The 16,316-nt window shown below is 65.6% G+C and carries 15 protein-coding genes; 6 read left to right on the top strand and 9 right to left on the bottom strand.

The genetic code is table 11. The annotated features are described in order from the left end of the window. Window positions 1-247: 247 nt before the first annotated feature. From IB275_RS15165 to IB275_RS15180, 4 genes are all read right to left on the bottom strand, one after another. Complete coding sequence (locus IB275_RS15165) at window positions 248-1,429, bottom strand: MFS transporter (protein WP_192296117.1); 1,182 nt, start codon at window positions 1,427-1,429, stop codon at window positions 248-250. Between the two features lie 251 nt (window positions 1,430-1,680). Continuing rightward, window positions 1,681-2,235, bottom strand: a complete 555-nt coding sequence (locus tag IB275_RS15170) for a putative glycolipid-binding domain-containing protein (protein WP_192296116.1) — start codon at window positions 2,233-2,235, stop codon at window positions 1,681-1,683. Then, complete coding sequence (locus IB275_RS15175; RefSeq protein WP_192296115.1) at window positions 2,235-2,597, bottom strand: MmcQ/YjbR family DNA-binding protein; 363 nt, start codon at window positions 2,595-2,597, stop codon at window positions 2,235-2,237. The genes IB275_RS15170 and IB275_RS15175 overlap by 1 nt, the downstream gene beginning before the upstream one ends. Before the next feature lie 50 nt (window positions 2,598-2,647). Then, a complete protein-coding gene (locus IB275_RS15180; RefSeq protein ID WP_192296114.1) occupies window positions 2,648-2,926 on the bottom strand; it encodes a peptidylprolyl isomerase in 279 nt (92 codons plus the stop codon). A gap of 185 nt (window positions 2,927-3,111) precedes the next feature. Between IB275_RS15180 and IB275_RS15185 the strand changes: the two genes are divergently transcribed. Continuing rightward, window positions 3,112-4,338 (top strand): PilT/PilU family type 4a pilus ATPase, encoded by a 1,227-nt coding sequence (locus tag IB275_RS15185; RefSeq protein WP_192296113.1) that lies wholly within the window; start codon window positions 3,112-3,114, stop codon window positions 4,336-4,338. A gap of 159 nt (window positions 4,339-4,497) precedes the next feature. Here IB275_RS15185 and IB275_RS15190 read toward each other — a convergent pair whose 3' ends face one another. Then, the gene (locus IB275_RS15190; protein ID WP_192296112.1) at window positions 4,498-5,748 is read right to left on the bottom strand and encodes an OprD family porin; all 1,251 of its coding nucleotides are present in this window, start codon (window positions 5,746-5,748) and stop codon (window positions 4,498-4,500) included. Window positions 5,749-6,277: 529 nt separating this feature from the next. Between IB275_RS15190 and IB275_RS15195 the strand changes: the two genes are divergently transcribed. Further along, the gene (locus IB275_RS15195) at window positions 6,278-7,162 is read left to right on the top strand and encodes a DMT family transporter (RefSeq protein WP_192296111.1); all 885 of its coding nucleotides are present in this window, start codon (window positions 6,278-6,280) and stop codon (window positions 7,160-7,162) included. Between the two features lie 28 nt (window positions 7,163-7,190). On the opposite strand, the gene IB275_RS15200 is transcribed toward IB275_RS15195, so the two are convergent. After that, entirely contained in the window at window positions 7,191-8,009 is an 819-nt protein-coding gene (locus IB275_RS15200; RefSeq protein ID WP_192210664.1) for a helix-turn-helix domain-containing protein, read from the bottom strand. 168 nt (window positions 8,010-8,177) lie between these two features. Here IB275_RS15200 and IB275_RS15205 point away from each other — a divergent pair, with 168 nt between their 5' ends. Further along, window positions 8,178-9,620 carry an alanine/glycine:cation symporter family protein gene (locus tag IB275_RS15205; protein WP_192296110.1) on the top strand — a complete coding sequence of 481 codons (1,443 nt, stop codon included), beginning with the start codon at window positions 8,178-8,180 and terminating at the stop codon, window positions 9,618-9,620. Window positions 9,621-9,709: 89 nt separating this feature from the next. Further along, window positions 9,710-10,699: an asparaginase gene (locus IB275_RS15210; protein ID WP_192296109.1), complete on the top strand. Its 990-nt coding sequence runs from the start codon at window positions 9,710-9,712 to the stop codon at window positions 10,697-10,699. Between the two features lie 37 nt (window positions 10,700-10,736). Here the strand turns inward: IB275_RS15210 and IB275_RS15215 are convergent, their stop codons facing one another. Next, complete coding sequence (locus IB275_RS15215; RefSeq protein ID WP_138215629.1) at window positions 10,737-11,363, bottom strand: response regulator transcription factor; 627 nt, start codon at window positions 11,361-11,363, stop codon at window positions 10,737-10,739. A 281-nt stretch (window positions 11,364-11,644) separates the two neighbouring features. Between IB275_RS15215 and hpaC the strand changes: the two genes are divergently transcribed. Both hpaC and catA read left to right on the top strand, forming a co-directional pair. Beyond that, a complete protein-coding gene (hpaC, locus tag IB275_RS15220) occupies window positions 11,645-12,166 on the top strand; it encodes a 4-hydroxyphenylacetate 3-monooxygenase, reductase component (RefSeq protein WP_081519852.1) in 522 nt (173 codons plus the stop codon). Window positions 12,167-12,199: 33 nt separating this feature from the next. Then, window positions 12,200-13,132 (top strand): catechol 1,2-dioxygenase, encoded by a 933-nt coding sequence (gene catA, locus IB275_RS15225; RefSeq protein WP_192402275.1) that lies wholly within the window; start codon window positions 12,200-12,202, stop codon window positions 13,130-13,132. A gap of 257 nt (window positions 13,133-13,389) precedes the next feature. On the opposite strand, the gene fhuB is transcribed toward catA, so the two are convergent. Continuing rightward, complete coding sequence (gene fhuB / locus IB275_RS15230) at window positions 13,390-15,399, bottom strand: Fe(3+)-hydroxamate ABC transporter permease FhuB (RefSeq protein WP_192295825.1); 2,010 nt, start codon at window positions 15,397-15,399, stop codon at window positions 13,390-13,392. Then, window positions 15,392-16,297 carry an ABC transporter substrate-binding protein gene (locus IB275_RS15235; protein ID WP_192295826.1) on the bottom strand — a complete coding sequence of 302 codons (906 nt, stop codon included), beginning with the start codon at window positions 16,295-16,297 and terminating at the stop codon, window positions 15,392-15,394. The genes fhuB and IB275_RS15235 overlap by 8 nt, the downstream gene beginning before the upstream one ends. Between the last annotated feature and the right edge of the window lie 19 nt (window positions 16,298-16,316).

Here is a 16,316-nt window from a genome sequence, read left to right on the forward strand (position 1 = left end):
GAAAGAAAAAAGCTCTCCGCCCCGAAGTGCGTGATCGGGGTAGGTGGAGTTCTGTGCTGGCCTATTCTTTTGGTTGTATTCGGGGCGTGGTCGCCCCGGCGCCGCGGGATGATAGCAGAGGTTCGAACTTTTTCGTCCAGCCTCTGTCACGCTCCCGTCATGATTACCTGATCAGCGGTTTTGCCTGCTGGATCGCGGCGGCTCGCGGGGGATGGGCGAAGTCGCCGCAGATTGCCGCGTGACTGGCTCAGCGAGCAAACGAGCGCTGGAACAGCCAGAGGCTGAGGATCAGTCCGCTGAATGCTGCGAGTGCGGCGCAGAGGAAGATCGAACCGAAGCCGAAGCCGTTGGCGACGGCCCCCATCAGTGGCCCGGTAATACCCAGGGACACATCGATGAACAGCGAATAGGCGCCCAGTGCGGCACCCCGGCTTGAAGCGGGCACCAGGCCCACGGCTTCCACGCCCAGCGCGGGGAACACCAGGGAGAAACCGAAGCCCGTCAGCGCTGCGCCGGCGAGTGCCATCCAGGGCGTCGGGGCGCTCCACAGCAGGAGCAGGCCGAGGCTTTCCACCGACAGGCAGGCGATAGCGACACGGAAGCCACCGTGACGATTGATGGCATTGGCGAACAGCAGGCGTGCGCCGATGAAGCAGCCGCCGAAGGCGGTCAGGCAGTAGACCGCGTCTTTCCAGCCGAGGCTGGCGTAATAGAGCGTGATGAAGGTGGCGATGGTGCCGAAGCCGATGCCGCCCAGTGCCAGGCCCAGGCCGTGGGGCAATACCCGGCCGAGCACGTGGTGGAAAGGCATCCGCTCGCCATGCACCAGAGCGGCGGCACGCTTGGGCCAGGCCAGGGCGAAGCCGAGCGCGGCCAGCAGGACCACGCAGCCGCCCAGGCTGGCCAGCCCGAGCTGGCCGACCATCAGCACGCCCAGCGGCGCGCCGATGGCCAGGGCGCCATAGCTGGCGATGCCGTTCCAGGAAATGACTTTTGCCGTGTTCGCCGCGCCCACGCGGTCGATGCCCCAGGCGATCGAGGCGCTGCCGACCAGACTTTCCGAGGTGCCCAGCACCAGGCGCGCGACCATCAGCAGGCCGAGACTGAGTAATGGCAGGCCCTGCATCGCCCAGGAGCCGAGCATCAGCGCACCGCTGCCGGCGCAGCCGACCATGCCGTGGAGCACGGCGCGCTTGGGGCCGAGGGTGTCGATGACTTTGCCGGCGTACGGGCGGGTGAGGAGGGTGGCCAGGTACTGGATGCTGATGACCAGGCCGGCCATCACCGAGCCGAAGCCCAGGTCGCTGTGCACGTAGCCGGGCAGCACGGCCAGCGGGATGCCGATGGTCAGGTAGGCGATGAAGGTGAAAAGGACGACGGACACCACTTGCAGGGTGGTGGACGAGGACGAGCGGGAATCGGCGGACATCTGCTGCGGTTCGGTACGGCGAGTGGTCCTACATGATGGACCGCGTGTGGCGTGTAGGAAAGCTAGCTAACGAACTACCTGAAATATCCACTGTCCGTAGGGCGAATAGTGCGTCAGCGTTATCCGCCGTTGTTTGGGGCGGCGCATAACCTGTTCCAGGTTATGCGCCCTACGCAGGCACCTTCAGTTGCCGACTGATTGTAGGAGCGGGCCACGCTCGCGATCGCGCGCATCTACAGAAAACAATGGGGTCAGACTCGGCGGAACAGCGTCGGGTAATCGATCACCAGCCCGTCGTCATCCACGCTCAGCAGCGCCTTGAAATCGGTGCCTTCGAGGTTCTCGTACAGATAGTGATGGGCATCGATTCGCGTGTAGCCCTGGCGCATCCGCACCGGCTTGAGCCTGGGCGCTTCGAGGTAGACGACAGCCAGCTCGCGGCGCTCGCCGTCGTCCAGCTGCAGTCGGCGAATGGGAAAGGTGTTGGTGAAGGGCGACGGCCAGATGTCGATGTCCAGGCAGCCCTCCAGGTCTTTCAGTGACTCGCCCGCAGCGTTCTGCCAGTGGCCTTCGCCATCGTTCAGCAGGTGCAACTGATGCGTGCCGCGCGCGTTTTCCACGCTGAAACGCGCCTCCCGCAAGCGCCATTGGTGGTCCCAATCCAACTGGTAATCGAGCTGATAGGACGGCCCGCCCGCTTCATCGATGGCACGCAGCTGGCTCTCGGCGCGCAGCTCGCCCAGTTGCAGCGATTCCCAGCTGGCCGTCGGCGCGTGCCAGATGCCTTCCCAGTCGAGCGTGCGCATCAGGAAGTCTCCAGCATGAGGCCCAGGCGTTGGCGCTTGGGCAGGCGGGCGACCACCAGTTGGTGCGAGCGGGTCAGCGCTTCGCGCAATTCGGCGTCGCCCATGGGGTAAGGGCGTTGCATGGAAATCCAGAAGGCGCGCGCCAGATAGGGCGCCGGGCGGATGCCGGGACGGTCGACGTAGCCCAGGAACAGCTCCGGGCCGACCTTGAAGGCGAGCCCGCCGTTTCCGCTGTCGAGGAAGTCGAGGATGGCGAACATCTTGTTGCCGGCCACCGAGAATACCCGGTTGCTGCCCCACTTGATGTCTTCGCGGGCGCCGGGCAGGTCCAGGCAGAAGCGGGCGATCTGTTGCGGCGTCATGGGCGTGCGTTCCTTCGGTCAGGCGCGGCTTCGATCAGTCACGGCCTTGCTCAGTCACGGAAATAGACTTCGACCAGATGGTAGCCGAACTGGCTTTTGACTGGCCCGTGAACCACGCCGACCGGCTTCCTGAAGATCACCTGGTCGATGCTGCGGACCATCTGGCCGGGGCGAACCTCGCCCAGGTCGCCACCGCGCTTGCAGGAAGCGCAGGTGGAATGCTTGCGCGCCAGGGCGGCAAAGTCCTCGCCTTTGGCCAGGCGTTGCTTGATCTGCTCGGCTTCGGCGGAGGTCTTGACCAGGATGTGGCGGGCCATGGCGACGGGCATTGATTGGGTCCTTGAGTGAAAGCGTCTGAGCAGCATTGTACGGCAGCAGTGACACAGGTCGCATTTCGCGATGGGTTGCATTGTCTGGCGCAGGAGCGCTCCATAGAGTCAATAAGCCAATTCTTATTTATAGGACGCTGCTTACAGACGGCGTCCGCCGCCACCTTGCGTACGGATGCAGTTCAATGGATATCCAAGCGATGCTCAAGATCCTGGCCACCCAGGATGGTTCGGATCTTTACCTCTCCACCGGCGCTCCGCCCTGCGCCAAGTTCAATGGGGTGCTCAAGCCCCTGACCAACGAACCGATGAAGGCCGGCGACGTCGCCCGCATCGGCTACGGGCTGATGGACGAGGAGCAGCGCGCGGAGTTCGACCGTGAGCTGGAGATGAACCTGGCGATTTCCGTCGCCGGCGTCGGTCGCTTCCGTATCAACCTGTTCAAGCAGCGCAACGAAGTCTCCATCGTGGCGCGGAACATCAAGCTGGATATTCCGCTGTTCGCCGACCTGAACCTGCCCGAAGTGCTGCTCAAGGTGGTGATGGAGAAGCGTGGCCTGGTGCTCTTCGTCGGCGGCACCGGCTCGGGCAAGTCCACCTCCCTGGCGGCGTTGATCGACCACCGCAACCGTAACAGCGGCGGCCACATCATCACCATCGAAGACCCCATCGAGTACGTGCACCGGCACCGCAAGTCGATCATCAACCAGCGTGAGGTGGGCGTGGACACCCGCAGCTTCCATGCCGCGCTGAAGAACACCCTGCGCCAGGCGCCGGACGTGATCCTGATCGGCGAGATCCGCGACCGCGAGACCATGGAGCACGCCCTGGCCTTCGCCGACACCGGCCACCTGGCAATCTCCACCCTGCACGCGAACAACGCCAACCAGGCGCTGGACCGCATCATCAACTTCTTCCCCGAAGAGCGCCGGCCGCAGCTGCTCAACGACCTGGGCAACAACCTCAAGGCCTTCGTCTCCCAGCGCCTGGTGCGCACTCAGGACGGCAAGCGTCGCGCGGCGGTGGAGGTGCTGCTGGGCACGGCGACCATCAGCGACATCATCAAGCGCGGCGACTTCAGCTCAATCAAGGAGATCATGGACAAGTCCCGTGCGCTGGGCATGCAGACCTTCGACCAGGCGTTGTTCGACCTCGCGGTGGAAGGGGCGATTACCGAGGAAGAAGCGGTGAAGAACGCCGACTCGGCGAACAACCTGCGCCTGAAGCTCAAGCTCTACAAGGACAATCCGGGCAGCGTCGGTAGTGCCGCCACTCCCGCCGCAGCCAAGCCGGCCGCACCGGCACCGGTTGCGCCGCCCGTGGCCGCCCAGCCAGTGGAAGCCTCCAGCTGGGGGCTGGAACTGGCACTGGAAGAGATCGAAGCGGAAGACGCGGACAAGCCGGCCGGCTGATAAGCCGCCAACTGAACGGACAAGCCCCGGCATGCCGGGGCTTTTTGTTGAAACGGGATTGCCTGTAGGAGCGGACCGCCGGTTTCGCAGGGCGGATAACGCGCCAGCGTTATCCGCCACGAGCGGGTTGGCGAAGCGGCGGATGGCAATCGGCGGTGACTACAGCAGCGACAGCGGATAGCTGATGATCAGCCGGTTCTCGTCGAAGCTGTTGGTGTTGCCCCAGTCGCGGCGCATGGTGGAGTTGCGCCACTTGATGTTCAGCGTCCTGAAGGTGCCGCTCTGCACGGTGTACGCCAGTTCGCTCTCGCGGCCCCATTCACTGCCGTCGTCGGTGCTGGCGTTGTGCACGTTGCGCCCCTGGATGTAGCGGTTCATCAGGGTCAGGCCGGGAACGCCGAAAGCGGCGAAGTCGTAGTCATGGCGCAGTTGCCAGGAACGCTCCTTCGCGCTCTCGTAGCTGGCGTTGAAACTGTCGTTGGCCAGGGTGCCGCCGCTGGTGCCGTTGACGCGGAACCACTCGTCCTCGCCCATGACCTTCTGCAGGCCGAGATAGAAAGTGCTCGCACCGTATCTGGCCGAGAACAGTCCGGAGAAGGTGCGGTTGTCCAGGTCCCCGGCACGGGCGCTGCCGTCCTCCTTGCCCCAGAAGTAGCCGATATTCGCACCGAGCACCCAATCGCCCAGCGGCTGGCTGTGCTGCAGTTGCAGGTACTGCTGCTGGTAGATGTCCTTCAGCTGGGCATTCCACAGGCCGATCAGCGTGCGGTCGCCGTTGAAACGGTATTCGCCCCCGGCGAAGTTGAAGCGGTCCGAGGTGAAGGCCGGGCGGTTGAACAGAGACAGGTCTTCCATGCTGGCGTCGTTGCGCGGGCTGTTCTGACGGAACTGACCGCCGTAGAGCGTCAGGCCGTCGATTTCCTTCGAGGTGACCTGCGCGCCCTGGAAGGTCTGCGGCAGCGAGCGGCCGTCGTCCGAGCGCAGGATCGGCAGTACCACCATCCATTCACCGGCCTTGATTTCGGTCTTCGATACCTTGGCCTTGCCGGCTACCGCCAGGCGCCCGAAGTCGTCGGCGGGGCGGCCGTCGTCGTGGGTCGGCAAAAGCTGGGTGCCGGCCGTGCCCTTGCCGCCGTCGAGCTTCAGGCTATACAGCCCGAGTACGTCCAGGCCGAGCCCGACGGTGCCCTGGGTGTAGCCGGAGCGGGTATCGAGGATGAAGCTCTGGGTCCATTCCTCTGCCTTGTCCTGCCGAGCCTCGCCGACGTAGTTGCGGTTCATGTAGAAGTTGCGCAGCAGCAGGCTGGCCTTGGCGTCTTCGAGAAAACCGCCATCCTCGGCATGGGCCAGGACGGGCAGGGCGGGTAGCAGGCAGACGCTGATGGTGAGGTGGGGCAGGTAGCGGAGCATGGGTGTTCCCTCGGCATTCTTGTCGTTGTTCGGGGCGAACGGAGCCCTCCGCGCGGCTCTGTCGGGAGCGGCGGATGGAGGTTCAAGGCGATCAGTGAGCGCGGATCAACCGATCAGCCAGGCGCGACGGAAATGCGAGGGTGAGGGTGCAGGCAAGGAATGGAGGCGATACACGCGCGCAGGCGTGCCAGGGAAAGCGTGAGCATGTGAACGGACCTTTCTTATAGTTGTTGGCGCCGCATCGGGGCGGCGGCTGGGGCCATAGTGGTAGTCCGCGGAGGCTCGCCGCAATTCGCCCGAGGCGTAACTGTTCGCTGTTCGAACATGAATTAACCAAATGGAACATTTGTCCGCCGGCATTGCGGGTAGGATGCCTGCAACAACGCCGTGCGGGACTCGTATCGCCCGGCCTTCCAGCGGACCCGCGAGGTGCTCCCGGCGCGGCATGGCGGATTCTTTCTGCGGTGCGTCCTGCTAGGCTTTCGAGCTTCCCGCGCCAGCCGCATCTGCCTAATGAACCCGTGAGTCGATGAGTACCAGCCAATCGCCGTTGTCCGGCGTCCACCAGCCCTTCAGGGGCATCCTGCTCATCGTCCTGGCGACCTTCCTGTTCTCCAGCCACGACGCGCTGTCCAAGTACCTGGCGAGCATTTATCCCATCGTCATGGTGGTGTGGGCGCGCTACGTGGTGCACACGCTGCTGATGGCGGGCATCTTCCTGCCGCGTGCCGGCCTTGCCGTGCTGCGCACCCGCCATCCGCTCCTGCAGACAGCCCGCGCACTGTGCCTGCTGGGCACCAGCTTCCTGTTCACCACTGGCTTGCAGTACATCCCGCTGGCCGAGGCGACCTCGGTGAACTTCCTCGCGCCGCTGCTGGTGACGGCATTGTCGGTGCCGCTGCTGGGCGAGCGGGTGACTTTCGGGCAATGGTCGGCGGTGATAGTCGGCTTCTTCGGCGTGCTGATCATCGTCCACCCCGGTGGCGACCTGTTCACCCCGGCGGTGCTACTGCCGTTCGGCTCGGCGCTGTGCTTCAGCTTCTACCAGTTGCTGACGCGCAAGCTCAGCCAGGTGGACAGCCCGACCACCAGCAACTTCTTCGCCGGACTGTGCAACACCCTGATCGTCAGCGCGCTGGTGCCGTTCTTCTGGCAATGGCCAGGGCTGGTGCATGGCCTGATGATGCTGGCCCTGGGCACCTGCGGGATGACTGCGCACCTGTTCCTGACCCAGGCCTTCAAGCATGCCGCGCCGGCGCTGCTGGCACCCTTCAGCTATTGCCAGATCGTCTTCGCCGGGCTGCTGGGCTTCGTGATCTTCGGCCATACGCCGGAGCCGTCCGCGCTGCTGGGTATCGCGGTGATCTGCGGCAGCGGGCTGGCGGCGGCGTGGTTGCAGAGCCGCAAAAGGTAGCCAGGGGACGCTCCTGCGAAAGTCGTCGTTACTCGATTTCGAACAGGCCGTGGCGGATCGGCCCGACCTGCAGGCGCTGGCGCACGTCATCGTCGATGCGCGGATCGTCCGGCTGGTACAGCTTCACCTGGCGATAGGCGCTGATGCGATTGATCTCCGGGCCCAGGTATTCCCAGACCACGCGGGTGCACGCCGGAGTGCGGCGGTCGCCGCTGGAAACGCCGGTCTTCAGGCCATTCAGGCGAGTGATGCGGCTCTTGAAGCTGGGGATGAGGATGGTCTGGCTCATCTCGTTGACGGTGAGCGACTCGTAGTCCATCAGGAACAGCCGGTCCTGCAGCTGGAAGGCTGCACCCAGGTAGCGGCAGCGCACCCAGTCCTCGGCCTGCACGTCGGTGCTGCTGGAACGCTCCTGGCGCTCCTGACGCTCGAAGAGGAAGTTGCCGTCCTGCTCGTAGAGGTGCACCAGCGACAGCAGGATCGAGCCGGGCACCGACATGCAGTTGGAATACTCGAAGTAATAGCCGCAATAGCGCGACAGGTTGCCCGCGTGGTCGCGCAGCGGGCGAAGCATCTCCAGCAGCGGGTCGTCGCGCTGCACGTTGGCCGGCGAAGTGCCGCGCGCACCGATCAGGCGGGCGAACTGCTCCGGCGGCAATTGCAGTTCGTAATCCTCGACGCCGAAGAAATCTCCAATCCTCTTGAGGTTGAAAGGAGTGGGCTGGCTCTGCCCGCCGAGGTACTTGTTGAACTGCGCGCGATTGATCGCGAGCTTGCGGCAAACCTCCGAGATAGAGCGGTAGTGAGCGCAAAGCAATTTGAGGTTGGGGCCGAGGTTTTCGGACATTTGTGCCAGGTCCAGGTGGTGCGACTGGCGCAATTATAGCGTCAGGTAGCATCAATTCGTAGCAAGCCGCGAAATTGTTTCGGGAGGCTTCGGGCGCAACCATGCGCCCCCAGTGAGCGGGCCAGCCCCAGGTCCGTGCTCCCACAATAACAATCGAGGCCCCAGCACATGCTCGACGCGATCAACGATTTCCTCTCCGGGAAAGTCCTCATCGTCCTCATCGTAGGACTCGGTGCGTACTTCACCATCCGTTCCCGTTTCGTCCAGTTCCGCCACTTCGGCCACATGTTCGGCGTGTTCAAGGAATCGATCCGCGGCCAGTCCGGCCAGCTGAGCTCGTTCCAGGCCCTGATGCTGAGCCTCGCCGGCCGCGTGGGCGCCGGTAACATCGCCGGTGTCGGCATCGCCGTGACCCTGGGCGGCCCCGGCGCCGTGTTCTGGATGTGGGTCACCGCGCTGGTGGGCATGTCCAGCAGCTTCTTCGAGTGCACCCTGGCCCAGGTCTACAAGCGCAGCGACGGCGATGGCCTGTACCGCGGCGGCCCGGCCTACTATATCCAGCACGGCCTGAAGCTGCGCTGGATGGCCATGACCTTCGCGGTCCTGCTGCTGGTTACCTACGGCTTCGCCTTCAACGGCCTGCAGGCCTTCACCGTGACCCACTCGCTGCAGAACGCCTTCGACATCCCGGTGCTGTACTCGGGCATCGCCCTGGCCGTGCTGCTGGCCGTGGTGTTCTTCGGCGGCATCCAGCGCATCGCTGCGGTCTCCGACCTGCTGGTGCCGGTGAAAACCCTGGCCTACATCGCCGTGACCCTCTACGTGATCGTCACCCAGATCGAACTGGTGCCGGGCATGCTGACCACCATCGTCAAGAGTGCCTTCGGCCTGGAACCGGCGTTCGCCGGCCTGCTGGGTGCGGCCATCGTGATGGGCGTCAAGCGTGGCGTGTTCGCCAACGAAGCGGGCCTGGGCAGTGCGCCGAACGTGGCCGCCGTCGCCGCCGTGCGTCACCCGGCGTCCCAGGGCGTGGTCCAGGCGTTCAGCGTGTTCCTCGACACCTTCGTCATCTGCACCTGCACCGCGCTGCTGATCCTGCTCTCGGGCTTCTATACGCCGGGCTTCGAAGGCGACGGCATCACCCTGACCCAGAACTCGCTGGCCGCGGTGGTCGGTGACTGGGGCCGCATCTTCGTCAGCGTCGCGCTGTCGCTGTTCGTGTTCACCTGCATCACCTACAACTACTACCTCGGCGAGAACGCCCTGCAGTTCATCGTCGGCCGCAGCCGTTCCGCGCTGATCGCCTTCCGCGTGCTTGTGCTGGGCCTGATCCTCTGGGGCTCGATGCAGAACCTGGGCACCGTGTTCGCCTTCGCCGACATCACCATGACCTGCCTGGCCTTCGTCAACCTGGTGGCCCTGGCGATGCTGATCAAGACCGGCCTGCGCGTGATGCGCGACTACGACGAGCAGCGCGCCGCCGGCATCGAGCGCCCGGTGTTCGACGCCAGCAAGTTCGCCGACCTGGACATCGACCACGATGCCTGGCGCGATGCCCACAAGATCAACTCGACCGCTCCGGCCCACGGCAGCCTGCCGGCTCAGGGCTGATCCTTCTCGGACCAAGGTCTGACACGCGAGGCCGGGACTTCTCCCGGCCTCGCGGTTTATCCTGTGAACTTTCCTACAAGAGCACTGGCATGCGTCGCGTGAAGAACCTCTTCGTCCTCTATACCGGCGGCACCATCGGCATGCTGCAGACCGCCGAAGGCCTGGCGCCGGCTGGCGGCTTCGAAGCTCGCATGCGCGAACAGCTGCAAGGCCATGGCGAGATTCGCCTCGATTGGTCCTTCGCGGAGCTGCAACCGCTGCTCGACAGCGCCAACATGACCCAGGCCAACTGGCTGGCCATGCGCGACGCCATCGTCAATGCGGTGGAGCAGAGCGGCCATGACGGCGTACTGGTGCTGCACGGCACCGACACCCTGGCTTACAGCGCCGCTGCGCTGTCGTTCCTGCTGCTGGGTCTCGATGTGCCCGTCGTGCTGACCGGTTCCATGCAGCCCATGGGCGCGCCGGGCAGCGACGCGCCGGGCAACCTGCTGGGCGCACTGAAGGCGCTGGACACCGGCGTCGAGCCGGGTGTATGGCTGTATTTCAACGGCGAGCTGATGCATGGCGCCCGCATCACCAAGCTGCGCAGTGATGCCTTCGATGCGTTCGCCGTACTGCCGCGCGAGCGAAATGGGGAGCGCGTTGAGTCGCTGCCCGCCGAGCTGAGCTACCGCCAGCCGCGGCAAGCGGTGAACCTCGCGGTGCTGCCGCTGTTCCCTGGACTGCGCGCCGAGCACCTGCGGGCGCTGCTGAGTAGCGGCGTTCAGGCGCTGCTGCTGGAGTGTTTCGGTAGCGGCACTGGCCCTTCGGACAATGAAGACCTGCTGGCCGCGCTGCGCGAAGCCCACGCTCGAGGCGTGGTGCTGGCGGCGATCAGCCAGTGCCCGCAGGGCCATGTAGCCTTCGACGTGTATGCCGCCGGCAGCCGCCTGCGCGATGCCGGACTGGTGTCTGGTGGCGGCATGACCCGTGAAGCGGCACTGGGCAAGCTGTTCAGCCTGCTGGGCTGCGGCCTGGCTGCTGCGGAAGTGGAGCGACTGTTCGCCCTCGACCTGTGCGGCGAGCGAGTCGACTGATCGACTGATTGATTGACCGAAAAGGAACGCGCCCCGCTCAGGGGCGCGATTCTTCCACCGGTACGTTGAGCACCTCGCGCACCAGCATGGCGATGCTGCTGACGCCCATCTTTTCCTTGATCTTGGTGCGGTGCACATCGACCGTCTTGACGCTGATGTTCAGCTCGCGGGCGATGACCTTGCTGGCCTTGCCGTCCACCACCATCATCAGGATTTCCCGTTCCCGCCCGGTGAGCAGGTCGAGCTTGTGCTGCAGGTTCTGCTTCTGCTCCTGGCCCGCGTGCACCTGTACTGCGCTTTTCAGCGCCGCCTGGATGCGGTCCAGCATCTGTTGCGGGTTGTAGGGCTTCTCGACGAAATCCAGCGCGCCGTTCTTCATCGCCTTCACCGACATCGGGATGTCGCCATGGGCGGTGACGAAGATGGTCGGCAGGTTGATGCCCTTGTCGTTGAGCATCTCCTGCAGCTGAAAGCCGCTGGTCTCGGGCATGCGCACGTCGAGCACCAGGCAGGCGGGGAGCCTTGGGTCGTATTCGCGCAGGAACTCCTCGGCGCCGCCAAAGCAAAGCGATTCGATGCTGACTGATTCGAGCAGCCAGGCGAGGGAGGTGCGCAGGTCCTTGTCGTCGTCGACGATGTAGACCACGGGTTTTCTAGCTTCCATCAGGCGTTGCCACTTTCTTTCTTATCGTTGTAGAGCTGCACGTAGGCCGCGTACGCCGGGCTCTTGCCGCGGTCGTCGGAATGGCATGCCCGGAGCATACCCATAGTCGCCGGTGCTGACGATAAAGAAACCACCTAGATGACTAGCGGCCACCACCGCAAAGCGTGGTGATCGTCTGAATATGGCGCGCCGCCGCGCTGCCCTACGCTGGCCCCATACAAGAAAGGCCGGGCGTGCCGGCCACTCCAGCACATGCCACTCCGGCAAATAGGAGCGAAGAAATGGCCAACACCCTCAGCCAGACCCAGATCGACTTCCGCAACGCCATGGCGCAGCTGCCCGCGGCGGTGAACATCATCACCACCAACGGCCCGGAAGGCCGCTGCGGCATCACCGCCAGCGCGGTCTGCTCGGTCACCGACTCGCCGCCCACCGTGCTGGTCTGCGTCAACCGCGGCAGCGCTACCCACGATGTGTTCCGCAGCAACGGCCATCTTTGCGTCAACGTGCTGTGCGGAGAGCAGGAAGAACTGGCGAAGCACTTCGCCGGGATGACCAAGGTGTCCATGGAAGAGCGCTTCACCTGGGACCTCTGGGATGACGGCTACGCCGGCCTGCCGGTGCTGCGCCAGGCGCTGGTCAGCCTGGAAGGGCGGATCAGCGACTGCAAGGAAGTCGGCTCGCACACGGTGATGTTCGTCGAGCTGGAAAAGGTCGCGGTGCGCGAGCGCCAGGACAGCCTCGTGTACTTCAACCGCGTCTTCCATCGCGTCGACCGCGAGGCCGTGCGCTGCGCCAGTTGATCCCTATCTAACAACAAGAACGAGGTAATCACTGTGACCCTGAAGATTTCCCAGACTGCCGACATCCAGAAGTTCTTCGAAGAGGCCAGCGGCGCCCTGAATGACCAGGGCAACCCGCGCGTGAAGAACCTCGTCCTGCGCATCCTGCAGGACTCCGCGAAACTGATCGAAGACATGAACGTCACCCCCGACGAGTTCTGGAAAGCGGTGGACTACCTCAACCGACTCGGCTCCCGCCAGGAAGCCGGCCTGGTCGTCGCCGGCCTCGGCGTCGAGCACTACCTCGACCTGCTGCTGGACGCCCAGGACGCGGCTGCCGGCATCGGCGGCGGTACCCCGCGCACCATCGAAGGCCCGCTGTATGTGGCCGGCGCGCCGCTGTCCGAAGGCGAAGCGCGGATGGACGACGGCAAGGACGCGGGTACCGTGATGTTCCTTTCCGGCCGCGTGTTCGACCCGCAGGGCAAGCCGCTGGCTGGCGCCGTGGTCGACCTCTGGCACGCGAACACCCAGGGTACCTACTCGTACTTCGATAGCACCCAGTCCGAGTTCAACCTGCGCCGGCGCATCGTCACCGACGCCGAAGGCCGCTACAAGGCCCGCAGCATCGTGCCCAGCGGCTACGGCTGCCCGCCGGACGGCCCGACCCAGGAGCTGCTCGACCAGCTCGGTCGCCACGGCCAGCGCCCGGCGCACATCCACTTCTTCATCTCCGCGCCGGGGCATCGCCACCTGACCACGCAGATCAACCTCGCGGGTGATCAGTACCTGTGGGACGACTTCGCCTACGCCACCCGAGACGGGCTGATCGGCGAGGTGCGTTTCGTCGAAGACGCGGCTGCTGCCAAGGCTCGCGGTGTGGAAGGGCGCTTCGCCGAGATCGAGTTCGACTTCCAGCTGCAGCAGGCGGTTTCCGTCGATGCCGAGGACCGCAGCAACCGTCCCCGCGCGCTGCAGGAAGCCTGATTCCCGCCAACGCATCGGCCTTGCCGAAATCCTCACCGTAGGATGGCGTGGAGCGCAGCGATACCCATCATTCCGTGCACCTGCAGCATGGGTATCGCTGCGCTCCACCCATCCTACGCAAAGCTCTCTGTCGTTCCGGCGTTAGGGCTGTCGCAGGCATGGCCAGCTCCTACAAGCTCAGATCCGGCGCACACCTGTAGGAGCGAGCCATGCTCGCGAACAGCGGACAAGGTCCGCTGTATTCGGAAACGCTCAGTTCAGCCCCGTCGCTCCCGATGCATCAGCCAGAGGAAGTACGGGCAACCGATGAACGCCGCCAGCAATCCCGCCGACACCGGCCAAGGATAGGCGATGTTCCGCCCCAGCCAGTCCGCCACCACCATGATCAGCGCCCCGGCCACCGCACTCAGCAGCACTTGCGGGGCGGCGCGGCGTACGCCGAGGTGGCGGGCGATGTGCGGGCCGATCAGACCGACGAAACTCAGCGGGCCGACGATGATGGTCGCGGTAGCCGTGAGCACCGCGGCAGTCAGCAGGATCGTCAGGTGACTCAGACGCAACCGCAATCCCAGCGCAGTCGCCGTGCCGTTGCCCAGTGTCAGCAGGTCCAGCGGGCGAGCGAGCAGCAGGCTGACGCCGATCATCACCGCGCCGACTACCAGCCCGGTGCTCGCCGACAGCACGTCCACCTGATAGGTCGAGCCGGTCATCCAGCTCATCATCGCCGTCATGCGCGGGTCGCCGCTGGCCAGCAGCAAGGTGCTCAGCGAGTGCAGCAGGGTGGTCAGGCACACGCCGGTGAGCAGCAGGCGCTCGGCATTGAAGGTCTTGCGCCAGGCGAACCACAGCAGCAGGCCGAGGGTGAGCAGTGCGCCGATGCTGGCTGCCGGGACCATGTAGGCCTGCGGCTGCGGTATCACCAGGAACAGCACCAGCACGGCGATCGCCGAACCCGAGGTGGCGCCCAGCACTTCCGGGCTGGCCATGGGGTTGCCGGTCAGGCGCTGCACCAGCAGGCCGGCCACGGCGAGCATGGCGCCGGCTGCCAGTGAACCGAGCACGCGCGGCAGGCGCCATTGAGCGATGGCGTCGCTCAGGCCGGCATCCCCCCAGTGCCAGCCATTGGCGTCCACCGCGAAGTAGATGGCCGGCAAGGTCAGCAGACCGAGCAGGACCGCCGCGCCGGTGATCAGCCGCCACGGGTGCTCGCGCTGCGGCTTGGCCGGCGCCGGACGCGGGACGATGCCGCCGCTGCGCTGGCGGCTGAGCAGCCACAGCAGTAGCGGCACGCTGAAGATGCCGGTGAGAATGCCGGCGGGAATTTCCCCGGCGAAGCGCGACAGTTCGCGGGCGATCTGGTCCACCACGCAGAGCAGCGCGGCGCCCAGCAGCGGCGCCCAGATCAGGCGTTGCTTGAGCGTGCGCGCACCGCACAGCCGCGCAATGGCCGGCGCGGCAAGGCCGACGAAAGCCAGCATGCCCACGGCACTGGTGACGAACGCGCTCAGCGCCACAGCCACGGCCAGGCCCATTACGCGGGTGCGCAGCAGGTTCACGCCCACCGCCGCGGCACCTTCATCTTCGAGCCCCAGCGCGGCCAGCGGGCGCACCATCAGTAGCGCGATGACCATGGCCACTGCCAGGCGCGGGGAGAGATAGAGCACGCCGTCCCAGCCACTCTGGTTCAGCGAACCGGCCTGCCAGAGCAGCAGGTCGATCAGGTAATCGTGGTTGAACAGCACCAGCAGCGCGTTGAGCGACACGCAGTACAGGCTGATGACCATGCCGGCGAGGATGAAGCGCAGCGGCGACAGGGTGCGGCCCCAGGCGAAGGCGAACAGCAGGCAGGCCGCCAGTGCCGCGCCGGTCAGGGTGACGGCCTCCAGGCCGTGCACCAGTAGGGTCGGAGCGAAGATGGTGGCGGCCGACAGGGCGAGGTTGGCGCCGGCAGAGACGCCGAGGGTCACCGGTTCCGCCAGCGGGTTGCGCAGGATTTGCTGGAACAGCGTGCCGGCCAGGGCCAGTGCGGCGCCGGCCATCAGGCTCACCGCCAGGCGCGGGAAGAAGCTGAAGTGCAGCAGCACTTGGCGAACGTCGTCCAGGTCCGGCGACCACAGTGCCTGCCACCAGAGGTCGCGGGGCAGGGCGCCTTGCAGGCCATGGAACACCAGCAGGCCAGCGAGGGTCGCCAGCACCAGCGTGCATATCGCCGGGCCCAGCGGCAGAGCGCTGCGTGGGGCGGCGAGGTCGAGAGTCGATTCAGACATGGGCGACCTCCGTGGCGCTGTCCAGGTAGGCGGCGATGCGTTCGGCAAGGTCGAGCACCGAGGCGGCGCCGGCATAGGGGTAGAAACGCTGCAGCGTTAGCGTGTGGCCCTGGCGTACGGCGGGGAGGTTGGCCCAGAGATCGTTGGGCTGTCGCAGGCTCTGCAGGCGTGCCGAGGTGGTGGGGATGTCGACGTAGACCAGGTGCGCGTCCGGGCGCTCAGCCAGCCTTTCGATGCTGACCATGGCCAGCCCCACCGGGCCGACGGGGCCTTGCCAGGCATTCTCGACGCCGAGGCGGTCGAGCACGTCCTGCACCATGCTGTTTTTTCCGTAGACGGCCGCGTGGCGGCCGTCCTGGTTGAGCACCGCGACGCACACCGGCGGCAGTGGGCGGCTCGCCAGTTTCGCGCGCAGCTCGGCCAGACGCTGCTCGCCCGCGGCTATGTAATCAGCGGCGACCTGTTCGACGCCGAGGCGGCGCGCCAGGTCGTTCATGAATTCGGTGGTGGCGCGCCAGGCGCCGTCGGCGGCCGGGTAGATGGCCACCCGCTCGGTCGGCGCGATGCCGTTGAGGCGGCGTTCCAGGGTCGGGGTCATCGGGTCGCTGAGGATCAGTTGCGGTTGCAGCTGCTGGATCAGTTCGAGGTTCGGTTCCCAGTACGGCCCCACGTCGCGCACGCTCTCGGGCAACGGTTGAGTGGGCATGCGTACCCGGTAGTAATGGTCGTCGGAGATCGCCAGAGGCGGCACGCCCAGGGTCAGCAGTGTCTCGGCGGCCACCCAGTTGAGCGCGACGATTCGCGTCAGACGCTCGCCGGCGAGTACCGGGAGGCCGGAGGCGCAGGCCAGCCCGCCGATGGCGAGGCCCTGCAGCAGGTGGCGACGGGTGAGGGACATGCACTACTCCTCGCGTAAA

The organism is Pseudomonas sp. PDM21 (genome assembly GCF_014852505.2).
In the GTDB taxonomy this organism is placed as follows: domain Bacteria; phylum Pseudomonadota; class Gammaproteobacteria; order Pseudomonadales; family Pseudomonadaceae; genus Pseudomonas.